The 15,909-nt window shown below is 49.3% G+C and carries 10 protein-coding genes; 4 read left to right on the top strand and 6 right to left on the bottom strand.

Going from position 1 to position 15,909, the window contains the following annotated elements; all coding sequences use genetic code 11:
* Positions 1-196 precede the first annotated feature (196 nt).
* Positions 197-1,411: a hypothetical protein gene (locus tag B7982_RS02950; protein ID WP_233138334.1), complete on the top strand. Its 1,215-nt coding sequence runs from the start codon at positions 197-199 to the stop codon at positions 1,409-1,411.
* An 11-nt stretch (positions 1,412-1,422) separates the two neighbouring features.
* On the top strand, positions 1,423-3,534 hold the full coding sequence (locus tag B7982_RS02945; protein WP_158212954.1) for a fibrobacter succinogenes major paralogous domain-containing protein: 2,112 nt from the start codon (positions 1,423-1,425) through the stop codon (positions 3,532-3,534).
* On the opposite strand, the gene ligA is transcribed toward B7982_RS02945, so the two are convergent.
* The gene (gene ligA / locus B7982_RS02940; RefSeq protein ID WP_088659552.1) at positions 3,531-5,747 is read right to left on the bottom strand and encodes an NAD-dependent DNA ligase LigA; all 2,217 of its coding nucleotides are present in this window, start codon (positions 5,745-5,747) and stop codon (positions 3,531-3,533) included. The genes B7982_RS02945 and ligA overlap by 4 nt on opposite strands.
* Positions 5,748-5,791: 44 nt before the next feature.
* Positions 5,792-6,340, bottom strand: a complete 549-nt coding sequence (locus B7982_RS02935) for a manganese efflux pump MntP family protein (protein ID WP_088659470.1) — start codon at positions 6,338-6,340, stop codon at positions 5,792-5,794.
* A gap of 90 nt (positions 6,341-6,430) precedes the next feature.
* Between B7982_RS02935 and B7982_RS02930 the strand changes: the two genes are divergently transcribed.
* On the top strand, positions 6,431-7,690 hold the full coding sequence (locus B7982_RS02930; protein WP_088659469.1) for a hypothetical protein: 1,260 nt from the start codon (positions 6,431-6,433) through the stop codon (positions 7,688-7,690).
* A complete protein-coding gene (locus B7982_RS02925; RefSeq protein WP_088659468.1) occupies positions 7,687-8,130 on the top strand; it encodes a hypothetical protein in 444 nt (147 codons plus the stop codon). The genes B7982_RS02930 and B7982_RS02925 overlap by 4 nt, the downstream gene beginning before the upstream one ends.
* Here B7982_RS02925 and B7982_RS02920 read toward each other — a convergent pair.
* The 4 genes from B7982_RS02920 to B7982_RS02905 form a co-directional block, all read right to left on the bottom strand.
* On the bottom strand, positions 8,127-9,821 hold the full coding sequence (locus B7982_RS02920; protein ID WP_088659467.1) for a bifunctional diguanylate cyclase/phosphodiesterase: 1,695 nt from the start codon (positions 9,819-9,821) through the stop codon (positions 8,127-8,129). The genes B7982_RS02925 and B7982_RS02920 overlap by 4 nt on opposite strands.
* A gap of 139 nt (positions 9,822-9,960) precedes the next feature.
* Positions 9,961-11,208: a nucleoside recognition domain-containing protein gene (locus tag B7982_RS02915; protein ID WP_088659466.1), complete on the bottom strand. Its 1,248-nt coding sequence runs from the start codon at positions 11,206-11,208 to the stop codon at positions 9,961-9,963.
* 128 nt (positions 11,209-11,336) lie between these two features.
* Positions 11,337-11,987 (bottom strand): phosphodiesterase, encoded by a 651-nt coding sequence (gene yfcE / locus B7982_RS02910; protein ID WP_088659465.1) that lies wholly within the window; start codon positions 11,985-11,987, stop codon positions 11,337-11,339.
* A gap of 8 nt (positions 11,988-11,995) precedes the next feature.
* Positions 11,996-15,727, bottom strand: coding sequence for a tetratricopeptide repeat protein (locus B7982_RS02905; protein ID WP_233138333.1), 3,732 nt, complete (start codon positions 15,725-15,727; stop codon positions 11,996-11,998).
* Positions 15,728-15,909 lie beyond the last annotated feature (182 nt).

Raw genomic sequence — 15,909 nt, 5'->3', positions numbered from 1 at the left:
AGATTGTAGCTTCGCTGTGCTAAATCTTTTAACTAAAACAGTTCTGGGCGTCCTTCGGGGCGCCTTTCTTTTTATGCACTTTTTATCTTGTTTTTAATACCAAATTTTTTATTATTGATTTTATAAGAAGTGAGTTGGAAATATGATTTTTTCTGCAAAAAATAAATTAATCCCCATAATTGTATCTGTTTTTGGCGTGAGCGCTTTGTTATGCTCTTGCTCCGATGATAATTTAACTTCGAGTAATTTCCCGCAAATTGAAAATTCCAAGGAAACGACGCATAACATCGTCGGTTATGTTGATCGAACGCGTGGTTATTCTATGACTGAGGTTGTTTTGCGTGAAGTCGATAGCACGCTTTCGCAAACAGGTGTGGCGTACCATGGTTTTGTGGATGATTATTCTGGGCATTTTTCCCTTGAGAATGTCAAACTTACACAGCCCTATGTTTACCTTGAAGTGAATGGCTATTTCTATTCCAATTGCTATGACAATAATGAAACAGAACCTATGACTAGCTGGAAGGTTCTAGAAGCTTATGCGGATGTTCGTAAAGGCGATTCGATAAGCGTGAATATCTTGACGCATATGCAGGCGAAACGCTTAAAGCGCTATATTGATCGTGGACTTTCGTTTGATTCGTCGATGGCTTTGCTGCAAAAAGAAATTTCGGATTTGTTCCTGCTCGATTCTTTGCACGAAGACTTTAGCAAGATGAATCTTTCGACGTTGCGGGACTACAATTACTACTTGTTGGGTGTGAATGTTCTTGACGAGACTTATGTGTGGAGGTCGGGTGGACTTGACGACTTGTTGAAAGAAGATGTTTTGACGGATTCGCTGTTCTCGACTTATTGGAGCTATGCGTATTATTTTAATCATAATTCAAGTTGCGATAAGTTCGATGATTTCGTGCCTGGATTTGGCTATAAAACCGATGCATACAAAGTTAAGGAATACTTGAATAACATCTGGCAAAAAAAGTATAATCTCGGAAACTGCTCTGCGGAAAACTATCATGAAATCAAGGCTACCGAATCTAATAAGACGCAGTTCTTGTATTGCGATACGTTAGGGTGGACCCTTCCTAGAAATGGATGCTATGATTTGGACATGATTGTTCTGAACTCTTCTGTGGGCGATACGCTTCCGGGCCACTTGACTAAAGGAACATATTGTACGGATGATTATTACAAGTGGGGGCGCATGTACGACGGCTCTGTTGGATGGACTAAGGCTAGTGCCGCCGAAAGTGGTGTCGGTTTTGCTTGTACGAAAGAAACGTTGAATCGCTATGGAAAGAGTGGACGCAAGTGCTACCGTTGCGAATATTCTTATGGATATTATTTGCCTGATGTTGATATGAGTGAATGCGATGAAAACCTTCCAAAGCAGGAACCATTGAAGTAGGGGAGATGAATATGAAACTGAATGTTTTAGGAATAGTGCTTTGTTTGCTTGCTTTGATGGGCTGTAGTGAAGTATCTAAAGGTGTTAATATCGAAAGCGAAGATAACGCTCCTGAATATGAATTAAACAAATTAGTTGGAGTTGCGTCTTTTATTTCAAGTGAAGATTATAATTCTATTGATAGGGGTGGCACCAAGTACGAAGTGACTTTGTATGAACTGGATTCTAGTGCTTCTTGGACCGGTCGCGAATTTACAACATATGTGACGTATCCGAATGTCTTCAAATTTGAAAATCTCAAATTACAATCGTCTAATATTGTAATGTGTGTTAGGAATAAAATGTCGAGAAGCGGATATTGGAGCTTTGCAGACTTGAGCAGGGTGGATTCTGTCTATGTGAATTTTATGACAAATATGGAGTACAACAGGATTCTCTACTTGATGAAAAAGGGAATACCTTCTGATTCTGCTGAAAGAACCGCTCAGCATGAAATTATGGAGTATATGTTGTCCACTTCACTTGATATTAAACTGTCTAATCAAATTGAAGGGAACGAAAAAGATGCGGAACTTCAAGCCGTATGGCAAATGCTTTCGCGTATCCCCTATACAAGGCTTTCTAGCCAGTTGAGTTCTGATACGGCTGTGTTCTGGATGCTTGAAACGGATTCGGCAAAAATCGATACGTTTAAAACGAAATATGCTGATATGATAGAAGGAAATTTATGGGTAAAGTCTATTCCTAAAACAGATTACCTTGTTACTAAGCTGAGTGGCTATGTGTTCGGACAGACAAATGGTCTTGGAGAATGTTCCGACAAGAACGATGGGGAAGTAAAGAAGGTTACAAATCCTTTGAGCCGCTATGTTGAAAGACCTTACATGTGCTCTAAAGATACGGGCTGGATTTGTCCGAACGGTACTTTTCAGGAATTGTATGGCATTGAAAAAGGTCATGATGGTGAAGTGATAAAAGCGAATTTTACGTCATTCCTCTATGCCTATGATTCTATTCAGGGCAAATGGGTCAGTGCTCACGTTGAACAAGGTATTGCATGTGTTTCTTCAAAGTTTGGTATGGTTCTCGCTTCGGAGTCCATGGGGAAGCCTTCGTATCTCGTATGCAAGGCGGAAGATAATGCTCCTGATTATCTGCATTGGGCTGCTACGGGTACGGAGGAAGATTATATTGCATATTGGTCTCGTAATCTAAAATGTGAGTTAGGCATTGTTCAAAAACTACCCAATGATTCGACTATCGAAGTTGTGTGTGTTGATGGTAAATTCCGCAAGGCAACGGATATTGATAAAACGGGTTCTGTACTGGAGCTGGAAAAAATTGCAAATCCGTGTGGTGAAAAGGAAGAAGTTCGCCGTGGTAAAACGGATTCTACGCTCTATTTCTATTGCAATAATGGAGAAATGGGCTATTCGAACGAAATGGAATATACTTTGGGCTATGGTTGCAATGCTAATCATGTGGGGTATCACCAGTATCAAAATTCCATTTATTATTGCAACAAATTCACATGGAAATATGCGACTGATTCACTTGTAAAGGGCGTTCTGGTGGATAGCCGAGACAATTCGGAATACAAGACGATTGGCATCGGTAATCAAGTGTGGATGGCCGAGAACTTGAACTATGAAGTGGAACCGAGCTGGTGCTATGGCGACTCTCTTGAATATTGCGAAAAGTATGGGCGACTTTATCAATGGGATGGTATTCTTGGGGCTAGCGCCAAGGTGGAAAATGTATGCCCGGAAGGATTCCATGTCCCGTCTAATAAAGAATGGGATGAACTCAATGCTTTTGTCAATTTATGGTTCCACGGTAATTCTTATTCGGCGAGAAAAGTTCTTTTAAGTAGTGATCCCAAGGAATTTGATAACATAGTCCATGTCGGTGATGATCTTGTTGGCTTTACGGGAATCTATGCGGGACACCGAACTGCAAATGGATTCTTTACAGGTCGATTGACTTCGGCATATTTCTGTAGCGCAGACATGAATGAAGAAGGCTCTGCATACATTTATATGCTTCGCCAAGATGAATTTGATTTGACCAAGTACGCGCAGAAAACGACTTCGAATTGCAACGTCCGCTGCGTCAAAGACTAGAGATTTAGCGACATTTGATCTTCTGCGGGCGTTGTTGAAACGCTCGCTTTTTCGTTTGCAAAATTGCCCGCGGAACTGCCCGCATTTTCATTTGTGGCGTCGCCGGATTCATCGGCGTTTGCAATTTGAGCCATAAGCCATGCTTCGTCGTGCACGGGAATCCCGAGCTCGTTTGCTTTTGTGAGCTTGGAACCTGCCGCTTCGCCTGCCAAAACCCAGCTCGTCTTTTTGCTCACGGAGCCGGAGACCTTGCCGCCGTTCTCTTCGATGAGCTTGCGCGCTTCATCGCGGTCCATGTTCGGGAGCGTTCCTGTGATGACTGCAGTTTGACCTTGGAATAAAGTCTTGACAACGCCCTTGAATTCCGTCGGGAGTCCGAGTGCTACGAGTTCGTCAATTTCGTTCGTGTAAAGCGGCGTGTGGAAAAATTCGTAAACGGATTTTCCGATGCGTTCACCGACGTCAGTCACGTTTTGCAATTCTTCGACAGTCGCTGTGCGGATTTTTTCGAGCGTGCGGAAATGCTTTGCGATGTTACGGGCACTGGTGCGGCCGACAAAGCGGATGCCAAGACCGTGCAACAGATTTTCGAGGCTGCGCTGTTTTGATGCTTGGATGGCATCAAAGACGTTTTTCGCGCTCTTCTTCGCCATGCGTTCCTGCGATTCCAGGTCTTCGAGCGTGAGGCGGTAAAGGTCTGGAATGCGCTTGATTTTGCCAGTGGCGAGGAGGCTTGCGATAAGCGCGGGCCCGAGATTTTCGATGTTCATCGCTTCACGGCTTACGAAATGCTCGAACAGACATTGCACTTGTGCTTGGCAGTGCATGTTTTCGCAACGGAGAATCACTTCTCCGTCGATGTGTGTGAGTTGCTCTCCGCACACGGGGCATTTTTCGGGTGCCACGACGGGGGAGGCTCCGGCGGGGCGCAGCTCGCGTTTGACATCGGTGATTTTCGGGATGATTTCGCCACCCTTCTCTACGCCGACTGTGTCGCCGTAGTGCAAGTCAAGCCTTGCCACTTCGTCGAAGTTGTGGAGGGTGGCGCGCTTCACGGTTGTCCCTGCGAGGCGCACGGGTGCGAGATTTGCCACTGGCGTCACGGCACCGGTGCGACCGACCTGGAATTCTACAGACAAAAGCGGCGTGTAAGCGCGTTCCGCCTTGAACTTGTAAGCGATGGCCCAGCGCGGGCTCTTGCTTGTGCTGCCGAGTTCTCGCTGCTGTTGCAAATCGTTCAGCTTCACGACCATGCCGTCAATATCGAACGGGAGGCTGTCGCGGCTCGCACCAATCTTCTCCGAAATCGCCATGATTTCATCGACCGTATCGGCGGTCCAGTAATCGTTCGTATGGAAACCGAGACGCTTGAGCTGCTTCAAGTTCTCTTCGTGAGTTTTGTTGTTGCTCTGCGGAATGTGGTATGCAAAAAAGCGCATCGGGCGCGTCTTGCATTCGGCAACGCTCTTGAGCTTGAGCGAGCCCGAAACCGTATTGCGGCAGTTCTGGAAGGTCTTCTTGTTTTCCAAGATGAACTGCTCGTTCAAACGTTCAAACGCTTCGCGTTCCATGTAGACTTCACCGCGGACTTCGAACGTTCCCTGCGGAATCTCGCTCGGGTCAATCTTCAATTTCTTCGCGTCAAAATATTCAGGAATGTCTGCAATTGTGAGCGCATTGTTCGTCACGTCATCGCCTTGGGCGCCATCGCCACGCGTTGCCGCCTGCTTCAAGCGGCCATTCTCGTAAATCACCGAAAGGCTGACCCCGTCGATTTTCCTCTCGCATATCCACGTCGCGCGCTTCTCGTCATTCTCGGCATTCTTGTCATTCCCGGCGCCTGTCCTCGCTTGACGGGGATGACCGGGAATCTCCCTTTCACTTTGAAGAGCTGCAATTCCTTCTTCCGCGGCCTTCACAAATTCGCGCATTTCTTCTTCGCTGTACACGTTTGCAATGCTGAGCATCGGCACGGCGTGCGCTACCTTCGCAAAATCATTCGTGAGGTCGCTACCGACCTTCTGCGTGAGCGAACCCTTCCCGCGCAATTCCGGATACTTCGCCTCGAGCGCTTCCATCTCCTTGAGCCCAAAGTCAAAATCCTGGTCGCTCATGGGGGAGACTCCGTCCTTGTAATAAAGACGGCTAGCTTCTTCCAGTTGTTTCTTTAATTCAAAATAGCGGGTACGGTCAATATCTTTCTGCTCACTCATGGTAAGCAATATAGAAAGAGTTTGAGGTCGGCGCACCGAAGGCGCTAAATAAACATCTTCACGCCAATCGTAATCAAGATAATCCCGGCGATAATCTCCGGGATTTTTGTCTTGAACCGCTTGGAGGCATGGCGCCCGATTTCAAAGCCGAGAACGCCCATCACAAAGCTAGCAATCGCAATGGCTGAGGTTGCAAAAACCATGTTGGCGTTCAAAAATGCAAACGAAATTCCAACAGCGAATGCGTCAATGCTAGTCGCAATCGACAAAAGCAGAATGTTCATGAGGCTCAAGTGCGCACAGGAGGCTGTCGCTTCACCACCGCGAATGGCGCCCCAGATCATGCGGAATCCCAAAATGCAGAGAATGGCACACGCAATCGGCGTTCCGACGGCGTTGAACCAGCGCTCGGCAAAACTACCCAGAAAATACCCGAGAAGAGTCATGCCACCCTGAAAAACGCCAAACGAAACGGCTTGGAGCACGGCGCGCGAACGCTTGATGCTCGATTTGCAAAGTCCGGTCGAAATAGCGACCGCAAAGCAGTCCATTGCCTCGACAATTGCGATAACGATAATCTCTATAGTACTCATGAAAAGCCGTTTTTTATAAAATGCGAAAAACGCCCACAAAAATAAAAAATATATTGTAGGGGGAGGTTGGGCTAGCGGCGAAGCCGTACTATGAACAACAAAGTCGTTACTATCGTTTTTATTGGGTTGTGCTTGTTGCTCCTGCTTTCGGTAGGGGGCTCGTTTTGGGATGGCTCCTTCGATCTTCTTTTGCACAATGGCGGTAACTGGAAATTCCCGAGGACACTTTTTATCTTCTGGGTTGGCATGTCGCAGGCGGGCGTTCTGCTTTCGGCGTTCTTGCTTGTTATGAAGGTGAAAATCCACCGCCGCACATCGCTTTTGCTCGAACTCAGTTCGCTTTGCAGTCTGGTGGTTGCTGTTGCTTTTGCCGCGCTGTATTCTGGTTCCGTAAAGATGAATAGCGATGTCCATAGCGACGTTTATGGCATCGGCATAGTCGGCTTTATTTCGCTCCTGTTTTTCGTGACGCATCTTGTGGCGGCGGACAGCGCCGAGGATGCTTCGCTTTGTAAGGAACTTGCAAAAATCCGGCGACCGCTTGCGTGGATTCTCCTCCCGACGGTATTTTGGGTGGTCTCGGAGTTTGCGCTGGATTACGCAAAAATTGAAAATTCCATGTGGCAGGGCGCGTTCTTTCCTTTATACGTGGTTTCGATTGTCTTTTATACGGGACTCTCAAATTCGATAGCCTTGCTTTCGTTTGAAAACTACTACAACCGCCTTATAGAACGCTTCTTGATGCTTTGTAGCTGGTTTGTGTCTTTGTTGTTCCTTTGGCTTATACTTTTGAAGGGTGTGGGGAGCTATACCGCTTTTGTCTTTGCGTGTGTGCTCCCGCAGCTGTTGTTCTTTGAGGTGGTCCGCGAAAATCTCTGGGGCCGTTTGCTTGTCGTTTCGAGCATTTTGTTTGGTGTGTTGCTTAAATGTGACTTTGTTGTAAACCATAACGACTATCATTTCTTTTCAAACGCTACATTTGCGAACGCAAGCTTGATGTTTGCAGGTGGCGCGTTGTTTGTCGCGCTCTTCTTTGGCGTGCGCTTTTTGCTTTCGCGATTCTTTGAAAACGATGAAATCCTGATGGGCGAGGAAAGCGATAGTTCAGATGGTGAAGTTAGCGATACCGATGGACAAAAGTATTATTCGCCGTTCTCGGCTCCAGAATTCAAGGTGGTGCGGTTGCCTGTGCTGTGTGGCGTGCTTGCCGCGGTGGTGTATGGCTACCTCACTTCGGACTGGATTAATTTGGCGGGGCCGTTCGGCGCATACGTGAGTAGTCTGTTAGTCTGTCTGCAACCATTGGCTCATCTTGGCTTTTCGAAGAAACGCAAAGGGGGCTGCAAATGAGCATGTTTGCAAATGCGGTGGCTTGCCTTTTGTGCCTTGTTTTTGCGGCGTTCCTCTGGAAAATAAAGGGGATGTTCCGCATCACGCTCGTGATGTTCCTTATCGTCATGACGAGCTGCTTGTATACGGCGTTTGTCGGTAACTTTGGCGACCCGATTCTAGAAAACTATCCGTTCCGTATGGTGGCGCTTGCGCTATGTGTGTTTACGACCGGTTTGCGCGAAAACCGTAGGCGCTTTATGGTGCTTGCCCAGACGTTTTGGCTTTGGGTGGAACTTGTTGGGAATGCTTCGCTTTACCAGATGGGGGCGGAGGCTCCGTGGATACGTCTTGCCGCTATAGCCGGGATTGCGCTTGGCTGTAGTTTTATGGCTCGAATTTCAAGGGAAATCGAGTTTGGACTCATCGTCCTGTGGATGGCGGTCTGGATGTTCTTTTAAGAGATGTGCGTATAAGTGACTTCGTTCGAAAGTCGCTTTTCGAAATCTTCCTTAGTCAGCGGCTTGTCGAATAGGAATCCCTGAATAATCGAGCACTTGGCGTTCTGCAAGAAGTCGAGCTGCTTAGTGTTTTCGACACCTTCTGCCACGACTTCGAGATGGAGCTCGTTGATCATGTTCACCATGTTCTTGATGACAACTTCATCGTGGTACTTTTCGTCACCGATGTGGTCGAGGAGCGACTTGTCGAGCTTGATGACGTTGACATTCAAGTCTTTGATGGCGGCGAAAGTGGAGTAGCCTGTACCAAAGTCATCGATAGAGACGGAAATACCATGTTGGCGGAGTCCGTTCACGAACTTCTGCATGGCGATTTTGTCTTCAAAATTGGAGGATTCCGTGAGCTCAATTTCGATAAACTTGCTATCGATATTGTATTCCTTCATGATGGCAAGGATATCTTCAGTCAAATGCGGGTTGCCGAGGTGGTGCCTTGAAAAGTTGGAGGACACGCGGACCGGTTCAATACCTGCGTCCAGCCAATTACGGATATCTTCGCAGACCTTGCGGAATACGTAAAAATCGAGAAGGCAAATGGAGGCTTCTTTTTCGAGAATGGGCAAAAATTCGCTTGGCGGGATGACCTGTCCATTGCGGTTCCAGCGCACGAGGGCTTCGCAGCCACAAAGTTTCTGGTCCTTGACGGAGACCTTGGGCTGGTAGTAGACGATAAATTCCTTGCGGCGCAATGCTTCGCGGAAAAGGGAAGAAATCTCTTTTTCGTGATAGGCGTCTTCGAGCATCTTCTTGGTGAAATAGACGATGTCGTTGCCCGGATGGAGTCTAGATTCGTTCAGGGCGACCGAGCTGCAGTGCATAATCTCGTTCATCGAATCTTGCGGCTGGATGTCGTAGACACCGATGCGGCTTTGGATGGTCAGCGGGATGGTCGGGCCGTGTGGAACGGTCACGGAGACGTTCATGGAGGAGAGCGCCTTGACGAATATGTCCCTGTTTTCCTTTTTCACAAGCACAAAGAAGTTGTCGCCGCCAAGTCTTGCTATCATTTCGTCATCGTGACACATAGCCATGACGGAACGTGTAAAGCAGGTAATTCCCATGTCGCCGATAGCGGGGGATTTGGACTGGTTGATGTACTTGTAGTTTTTGAGGTTCAGGAAAAGCCCGCTGAAGTTCTGCAGCTTGTTTTTGGCCTTGAGTTCGATACTGTGATGGACTAGTTGTGCCGTGTTCGGTGCGCCTGTCATTGTATCGGTTTGGCTTGCGTAGTGGATTGCGCTCATCAGGCGGGAACGTCCGAGAATGATGAATATGTCATCGCTGATGAGTTTTGCGGCTTGCAGTTCAGGGGGTGTAAACTTGTGGCTCTTTTTGGCGCGGATTTCGATGGTGGCCATGCCGTTTTCGCCTGTTCTGTAGGTTTGGATAATCGGCATTGACTCAAAACCGTTCGGGTCTTCGTACATGACTTGTTCTTGGTTTAGACCGTTACGCGCAATGATGGAACTAGGGGCAATAAGTTTAATTTTTATAAAGCCAATGTTTAAAATATTACATATAGGAGGAATGGCAGCGCTGACTCGTTTGCTCATCGCTGTCATATCAGGAATATTATCTAAAATCGCATCCCTAAAGTCTTTATAAACACTACTGAAAATGACGTAGTCCATTTTCACCCCTTAAAGTCCACACATTATACACCAAATTAGCGTTCTAAATGTAAATAAAAATTTTTAGAAAGGTTAAAAAATATTTAATATAACACAATATTTTTATTCCATCTTAGAACGCGTGTGTATCATCACAATACTAGTGGATAGGTGGGAAGAAAATGTAGGCGATGATGATGGCTGCGATAACGCCAACGGCGTCTGCAATGAGGGCGCAGGTGACGGCGTGGCGGGTCTTTTTGACGCCCACGGAGCCGAAATATACGGCGATGATGTAGAACGTCGTGTCGGCTGCTCCTTGGAACATGCAACTGAGGCGGCCTGCAAAGCTATCCGGGCCAAGATTCTTCATGGCGTCGATCATCATGCCGCGTGCACCGCTACCGCTAAGGGGCTTCATAAGGGCGGTGGGGAGTGCAGGGACGACGTCGTTTCCGACGCCGATAAGGCCGAGCAAAGCTGAGATGCCGTTCATCACTAAGTCCATGGCTCCGCTTGCGCGGAACACGGCGACACCCACGAGAATTGCGACGAGGTTCGGGATAATCATCACAGCGGTGTTGAAACCTTCCTTGGCGCCCTCTACAAATGCTTCGTATGCCTGGACTTTCTTATAGCAGGCGAGGCCAAGGAATGCAACGATGACACCGAACAGCACAAGACCACTGATGAAAAGGCTTGTGGTGCCGAGAGCTTCGGCAGTGAGGTGGCTAAAGTAGAACATCACGGCGATAACGCAGGCGCTGATGCCGCCGAGCCACATGACGGTTACAGGGTCCTTGAGCTTGATTTTCTGGAAAAAGCTGAGTGCAAAGATGCCTGCGATGGTGCTGAAAAACGTCGAGAGGAGGAGCGGGAGGAACACGTCGCTCGGGTTTGCGGCGCCGAGCTGTGCGCGGTAAGTCATTATGCTAACAGGAATTAGCGTAAGTCCGCTTGCGTTTAAAACGAGGAACATAATTTGCGAATCGCTTGCGACTGTCTTGTCGTCGTTCGGATTCAGGTCTTGGAGCTGCTTCATGGCCTTGAGGCCCATCGGGGTTGCCGCATTGTCGAGACCGAGCATGTTTGCGCTGATGTTCATGAGCATGGTGCCCACGACCGGATGGCCCTTTGGAATTTCAGGGAAGAGTCTCGAGAACAGCGGCTGCACGATTTTTGCCAAAATCTGGATGGCGCCTGCCTTTTCTCCGATTTTCAAGATGCCGAGCCACAGGCTCAAAATGCCTGTGAGGCCGAGGGCGATTTCGAATGCCGTTTTGGACATGTCGAAAGCGCCAAGAATTGCCTTGTTAAAAATGCCGGTATCGCCGAAAGCAAGCCATTGGACGATGCATGCGATAAATGCACCGAAGAAAAACACGAGCCAGATTACGTTTAAAACCATGGCTCAAATGTAAGAAAAAAATAGCAGGTGAATTGTCATGCCCGCCTCCGAGCTCTTTGATCACTTAGTGCTTTAGCACTTATGTGAGCATGATCCGCGTATGGGGAGGGCATCTCCATCTCGTATTGTTATATAGTGACTGTTGCAATTTCCGTGCCATCTTCTAGCGTGTGGATACTGAATTTGGCATGCGCGGGCTCGCTTGCAGTTGCGGGCGTGCTCTCGTAGAATCCGAATGTCGGCGGGTTACCGCCTTTCGGGAGGCTCGTGGAACCCGGATTCACGAGAAGCACATCGCGGAAGTTCTTTTCGAGTTTCCAGATGTGCGTGTGACCGTACAGGTAAACGTCGATTTGCGGCTTTTGCGGAGCGCTTGCTTGAGACTGCGCTGAGGATTGCGACGCCCCCGTAGATTCGATGGCGTTTAGCGCATCTTTCGGGAAACATTCCGGCATAAAAATGTGCCCATGGCTCATGAACAAGTTGAACCCGCAATCTGCGACAACCTTGTATTCGTTTTCGATAGGGAAGTCGAGCATCATCAAGTCGACATCGGCATCGCAGTTGCCGCGGACGGCGACAATGCGGTCTTTGTACGGGGCTAGCGCTTCGACGACTTGCATGGGGCCGTGCCCTGCCGGGAGCGGGTTTCGCGGGCCGTGATAGAGCGTGTCTCCCAGCAAGAAAATTTTGTCGCAGTTGAACTTTTCAAAGAACGTGAGCGCCTGCCTTGCCGCCAAAGCAGAACCATGAATGTCGGAGAGTATTAATGAGCGCATTGTATCTCCTACTTCACCGTGATCATCGGGCTCGTTTCGCTCAAGAGGTAGTTCCATTCTTCGCGGATCTTGTCGTATTCGCTCGGATCGGCGTAGAGTGCAAACGTGGTCCACTTGATGCCGCTAGAAGTCTTGGACTTCGGCTGCTTTTCGAAGCTCACGTAATCCGGGGCGCGGTTAAGCGGCTTTGCTTCGGTGAGCGTTACCGTGTGGCCGCTAGCCGTCTTGATGTTCAACTTGAAGCTGAACTGCGTTTCGTGCGGCATGCGGATGGGGTGGTGGCGCTTCGCGACCTTCGGGAGCTTGAAGAGGCTACGTTCCCAGACGTTCGGGAATCTTCCCTTGAGCTCGGAACCGCCCTGACCAAAGTAACCCTTCGAGGCGTAAGTGTTCACGATGATGAGCGGCTTGTTGAACTGGTCGAGATTCTCGATGCGGATGTTGCCGATGCTCACGTCCGGCACGCCTGCGGCGAGGAACTGTTCCAAGAGCTTTTCCTGGTCCTTGACATCACGGCCAAAGAACTTGTTGCGGATGGCGCTTGCGAACTTGCCCTGGAGCTGTACGGAATCGCGGAATTCGCATTCGCCGTTCACGCCGATGTACAAATCGTGCTGGATGGCAATTTGGTGTTCCTGGTTGTCTTCGAGAATCGGAGTCGTGACCACGTGGCTCTGGTCTCCGTCAATCACGAGGGCGACCTTGCCTTCCATGTCGAGCGGTACCGGGCGATCGTTGCCCGTCTTGTCGGTGGCGTCGACCCAGCGTTCGCTAATCTTCCCTTGCTTCGGGATGTAGAGAATCATGTGGTTGAACTGCTGGATGGTCGGCAAGTGCGAAAAACCTTCTTCCGTGAGGTGGATAGCGGTGAGGTAGCTCTTGACGCCAATCGCTTCGAGCATATCCTTGAGCAAGAGTGCCATGTCCTTGCAGTCGCCGCGGTGTTCCTTGAGCGTCACTTCTGCGGTTTGCGGAATCAGGCTGTGGCCACCGAATCGCACGTCGCGGTAGCGGATGTCCTGACGGACAAAGTTGATAATAGCCTTGACCGCTTCATCGCCAATCTTGTTGCCGCGCACTTCAAAAGCCTGTTCGCGGACCTTGACGGCCTTCTTGAACTGGTGGCTGATGAGGTTCTGGTAGTCATCACCGACATCGCGCCATTCCTGCTTGCCTGTGAGGATGAGACCTGCACCGAAGTCGCGGTACACCGGCATATAAAGTTCCTTGCGGACAATGACCGGGTTTTCAATCTTCCATTCGATACCGCCCTTGATCGGGGACTTTTCGAGCGGACCGTATTCTTCAGTGACAAAGCGGGTCGTATCGGCGTAAATGCGGAAGACAGATTCTCCGACCGGTACATCGCGGCTGCTTTCGTAGTTCGTGTACGGAATCATGCCCTTGTTTTCGAGGTTCGTGCGGCTGAACTGCATGTAGATAAAGTCACCCGGAGCAAGTTCCGAAAGCGGGAAGTGTGCTGTCTGGCTTTCGTTACCGCCGCCAATTTCTGTTGCGTATGTAATATAGGCGCCGTTGAGCGTTGCCTTTTGCTTGAGCTTCCAGTTGCTATCGTAGACTTCGAGGGCGTTCAAGAAAATGCGGTCGTAGCCCGGCAAAAAGTCGAACGTGAATTCACGATAAATGGCTGCACCGCGCTGGTCCAAAACTTCGAGGAGCATTTCTTCGCTGCGGACCCAGTTGGCGCTCTTTTCGGCCTTGAGGGTTTCCTTCTGGTAATGGATGACGGCAGGGAAGTCGCCATCGATGGCGTTCTGTTTTGCCTGCGGGCGGAGGAGCGTCTTCAAGTCTGCCGTGCGGTCTTCAACCGGGGTAATCGGCTTTTGTAGCGTACGGTTGTCTGCTTTGCCGAGGTATGCCTTTGTGGCGGAGAGGAAACTTTTGGCGTCTTCATTATCTGGGCGGAGGGCGAGTGCCTTGGTGAGTGCCTTTTCGGCATCGCGGTAGTTGCGGCTGTAGAACAAAATCTTGCCGTGCATCGTCCAGACTTTATAATCGTTCTTGGCCTTGGCGAGAGTTTCTTCGCTGATGGCGCGTGCTTCTTCGTAACGGCCGAGGAACATGAGTGCGTCCATAAGGGTTTCACCGAGTTCCTTGCTCATGCCAAAGCGGCCACGGATAGCGTACAAGATATCGACGGCTTCGGCGTACTGGTCAAGACCCATGTAGGTTTTTGCGAGGTAAACTCCCAGACGGGAGCTCGGCTGCGTGTCATAGAGGCGCTGCACCACGATGAGAGACTGGTGGCGCTGTCCCAGGCCCCAGAGGGCATCGCTCAAGTTGATGACGTATTCCGGATTGTTCGGGGTGTAGCGGAGGGCTGCTTCGGCGCATTCACGAGCGTGTCCGTAGTCGAAGAGGGCTTCGTACATTTCGCCGAGAATTGAGAGCAACTTGCCGTTCTTGCGGACAAGATCCATCTGGCTTGTGAAATAGCTGATGCCTGGGCCGTAAAGTTCCTTCATCTGGTAAACGAAACCGCAGTTGATGAGATAAAGCGGTTCTTCCGGGTCCATCTTGTTGGCGCGTTCAAAGTAGCTGAGGGCGACAAACGGCTGGTCTTCGAGCAAGCGGAGGATGCCGACCTGGCTCATGACGGCGGCGTTGAACTTGTTCTGCTTTTTGCGGGCTTCTTCGTCGCTTGCCATTTTCGGCATTGCACCGACCTTGAGGCCGTTGACCGCATTTTTCATCACGGAGGCGTATTTCTTCTTGTTGATGCCCTGAGTCCAGGTGGCAATCAAGATGCCGCGTCCGTTATCGTAATAGAATCGGCCTGTATAATAGAAGTCGAATTTGTTGACGACGTGGGTGAGCGTGAATTCCTGGGCGTAGCGGTCGCCGACCTTAATGCGCTGGACTTCAAAGCTCGGTTCGTTCATAGAAAGTCCGAGGCGGCTGAGGAGTACCTTGAACATGTCTTGCTGGCTGACTTCTTCGCTCGGGACGATAGCGCCATACACGAAAAGTGAAATATCTTCTTTCTTGTTGCTGAGCACCAAATCCGGATCTTCATTTTGGCGGGCAACGCCTGTCCAGTTGTGCCAAAGCGTGTCGCTCGTGTTCCAGGAGTAGCCGAGGTCTGCGCTGGAATACTGCATGATGCGTTCTTCGGAAAGCTCAGAAACGGCTTCCTGGACAACTTCCTTTAATTTGAATGTGGCAAAGAAGTCTTTCCATTCTTGCTTGAGGGCGCCTGCAGGGAGCTGGGCGTCTGTTGCTGCTAACGTAAGCGTGAAGACTCGGTTGCCTGCATTCGTGACTAAGCCGACGGCTTCGTATGGCGTGTCGTAACGCTTGCCGGCGATATCAAAGAATGCGCCAGTTGTACCGAATGCTTCTTCTGGGTAAGTCTCTGCGAGAGATGCTTTTTTGCCGCTCGATTCGAACGACTGCATTTCGATCTGGGCGCGGTCCATAAGACGGAGCGGTTCGCCTTCGGGGAGAGTCACTTCGACGAGGACGGCGCGGCGACCGGTTTTCGGATTGTAAAATTCGTAGGGGGCGTTGTCTTCGCCACCGATGATTGTCCATCCGTTGTCGGGTGCGGTAAACGTGTAACCGCTCGTTTCGATAGTTCCGCCAGTTGCTACAGTGGCGGGCGCTTCTTCGGTAACGTAATCCGCAGAGGATTCGTCATCGTAATAAGCATCTGTGGATTCAGAAACTTCTTGCGATGGCTCGGTATTCACGTCGGGAGTGTTACCGGCACAGGACACAAGGAAAAACAACCCAAACAGGGAGGCGCAAAGGCAAGAGCGAGATATTTTAACTGTTTTCAAATTCATATTTATAAAAAACAAAATTGTTTTTAAAAAGAGTACTCAACTTATGCAATTTAGATAAATTACGATAGTCCAATTAAGACGATTCCTGAAGTGAAACGTTTTATCTGTTGCTT

Origin of the sequence: Fibrobacter sp. UWB2 (assembly GCF_002210425.1) — a bacterium.
Lineage (GTDB): Bacteria > Fibrobacterota > Fibrobacteria > Fibrobacterales > Fibrobacteraceae > Fibrobacter > Fibrobacter elongatus.
The sequence above is the reverse complement of the archived record's forward strand: the minus strand, read 5'-3'. Positions and strand labels throughout refer to the sequence as shown.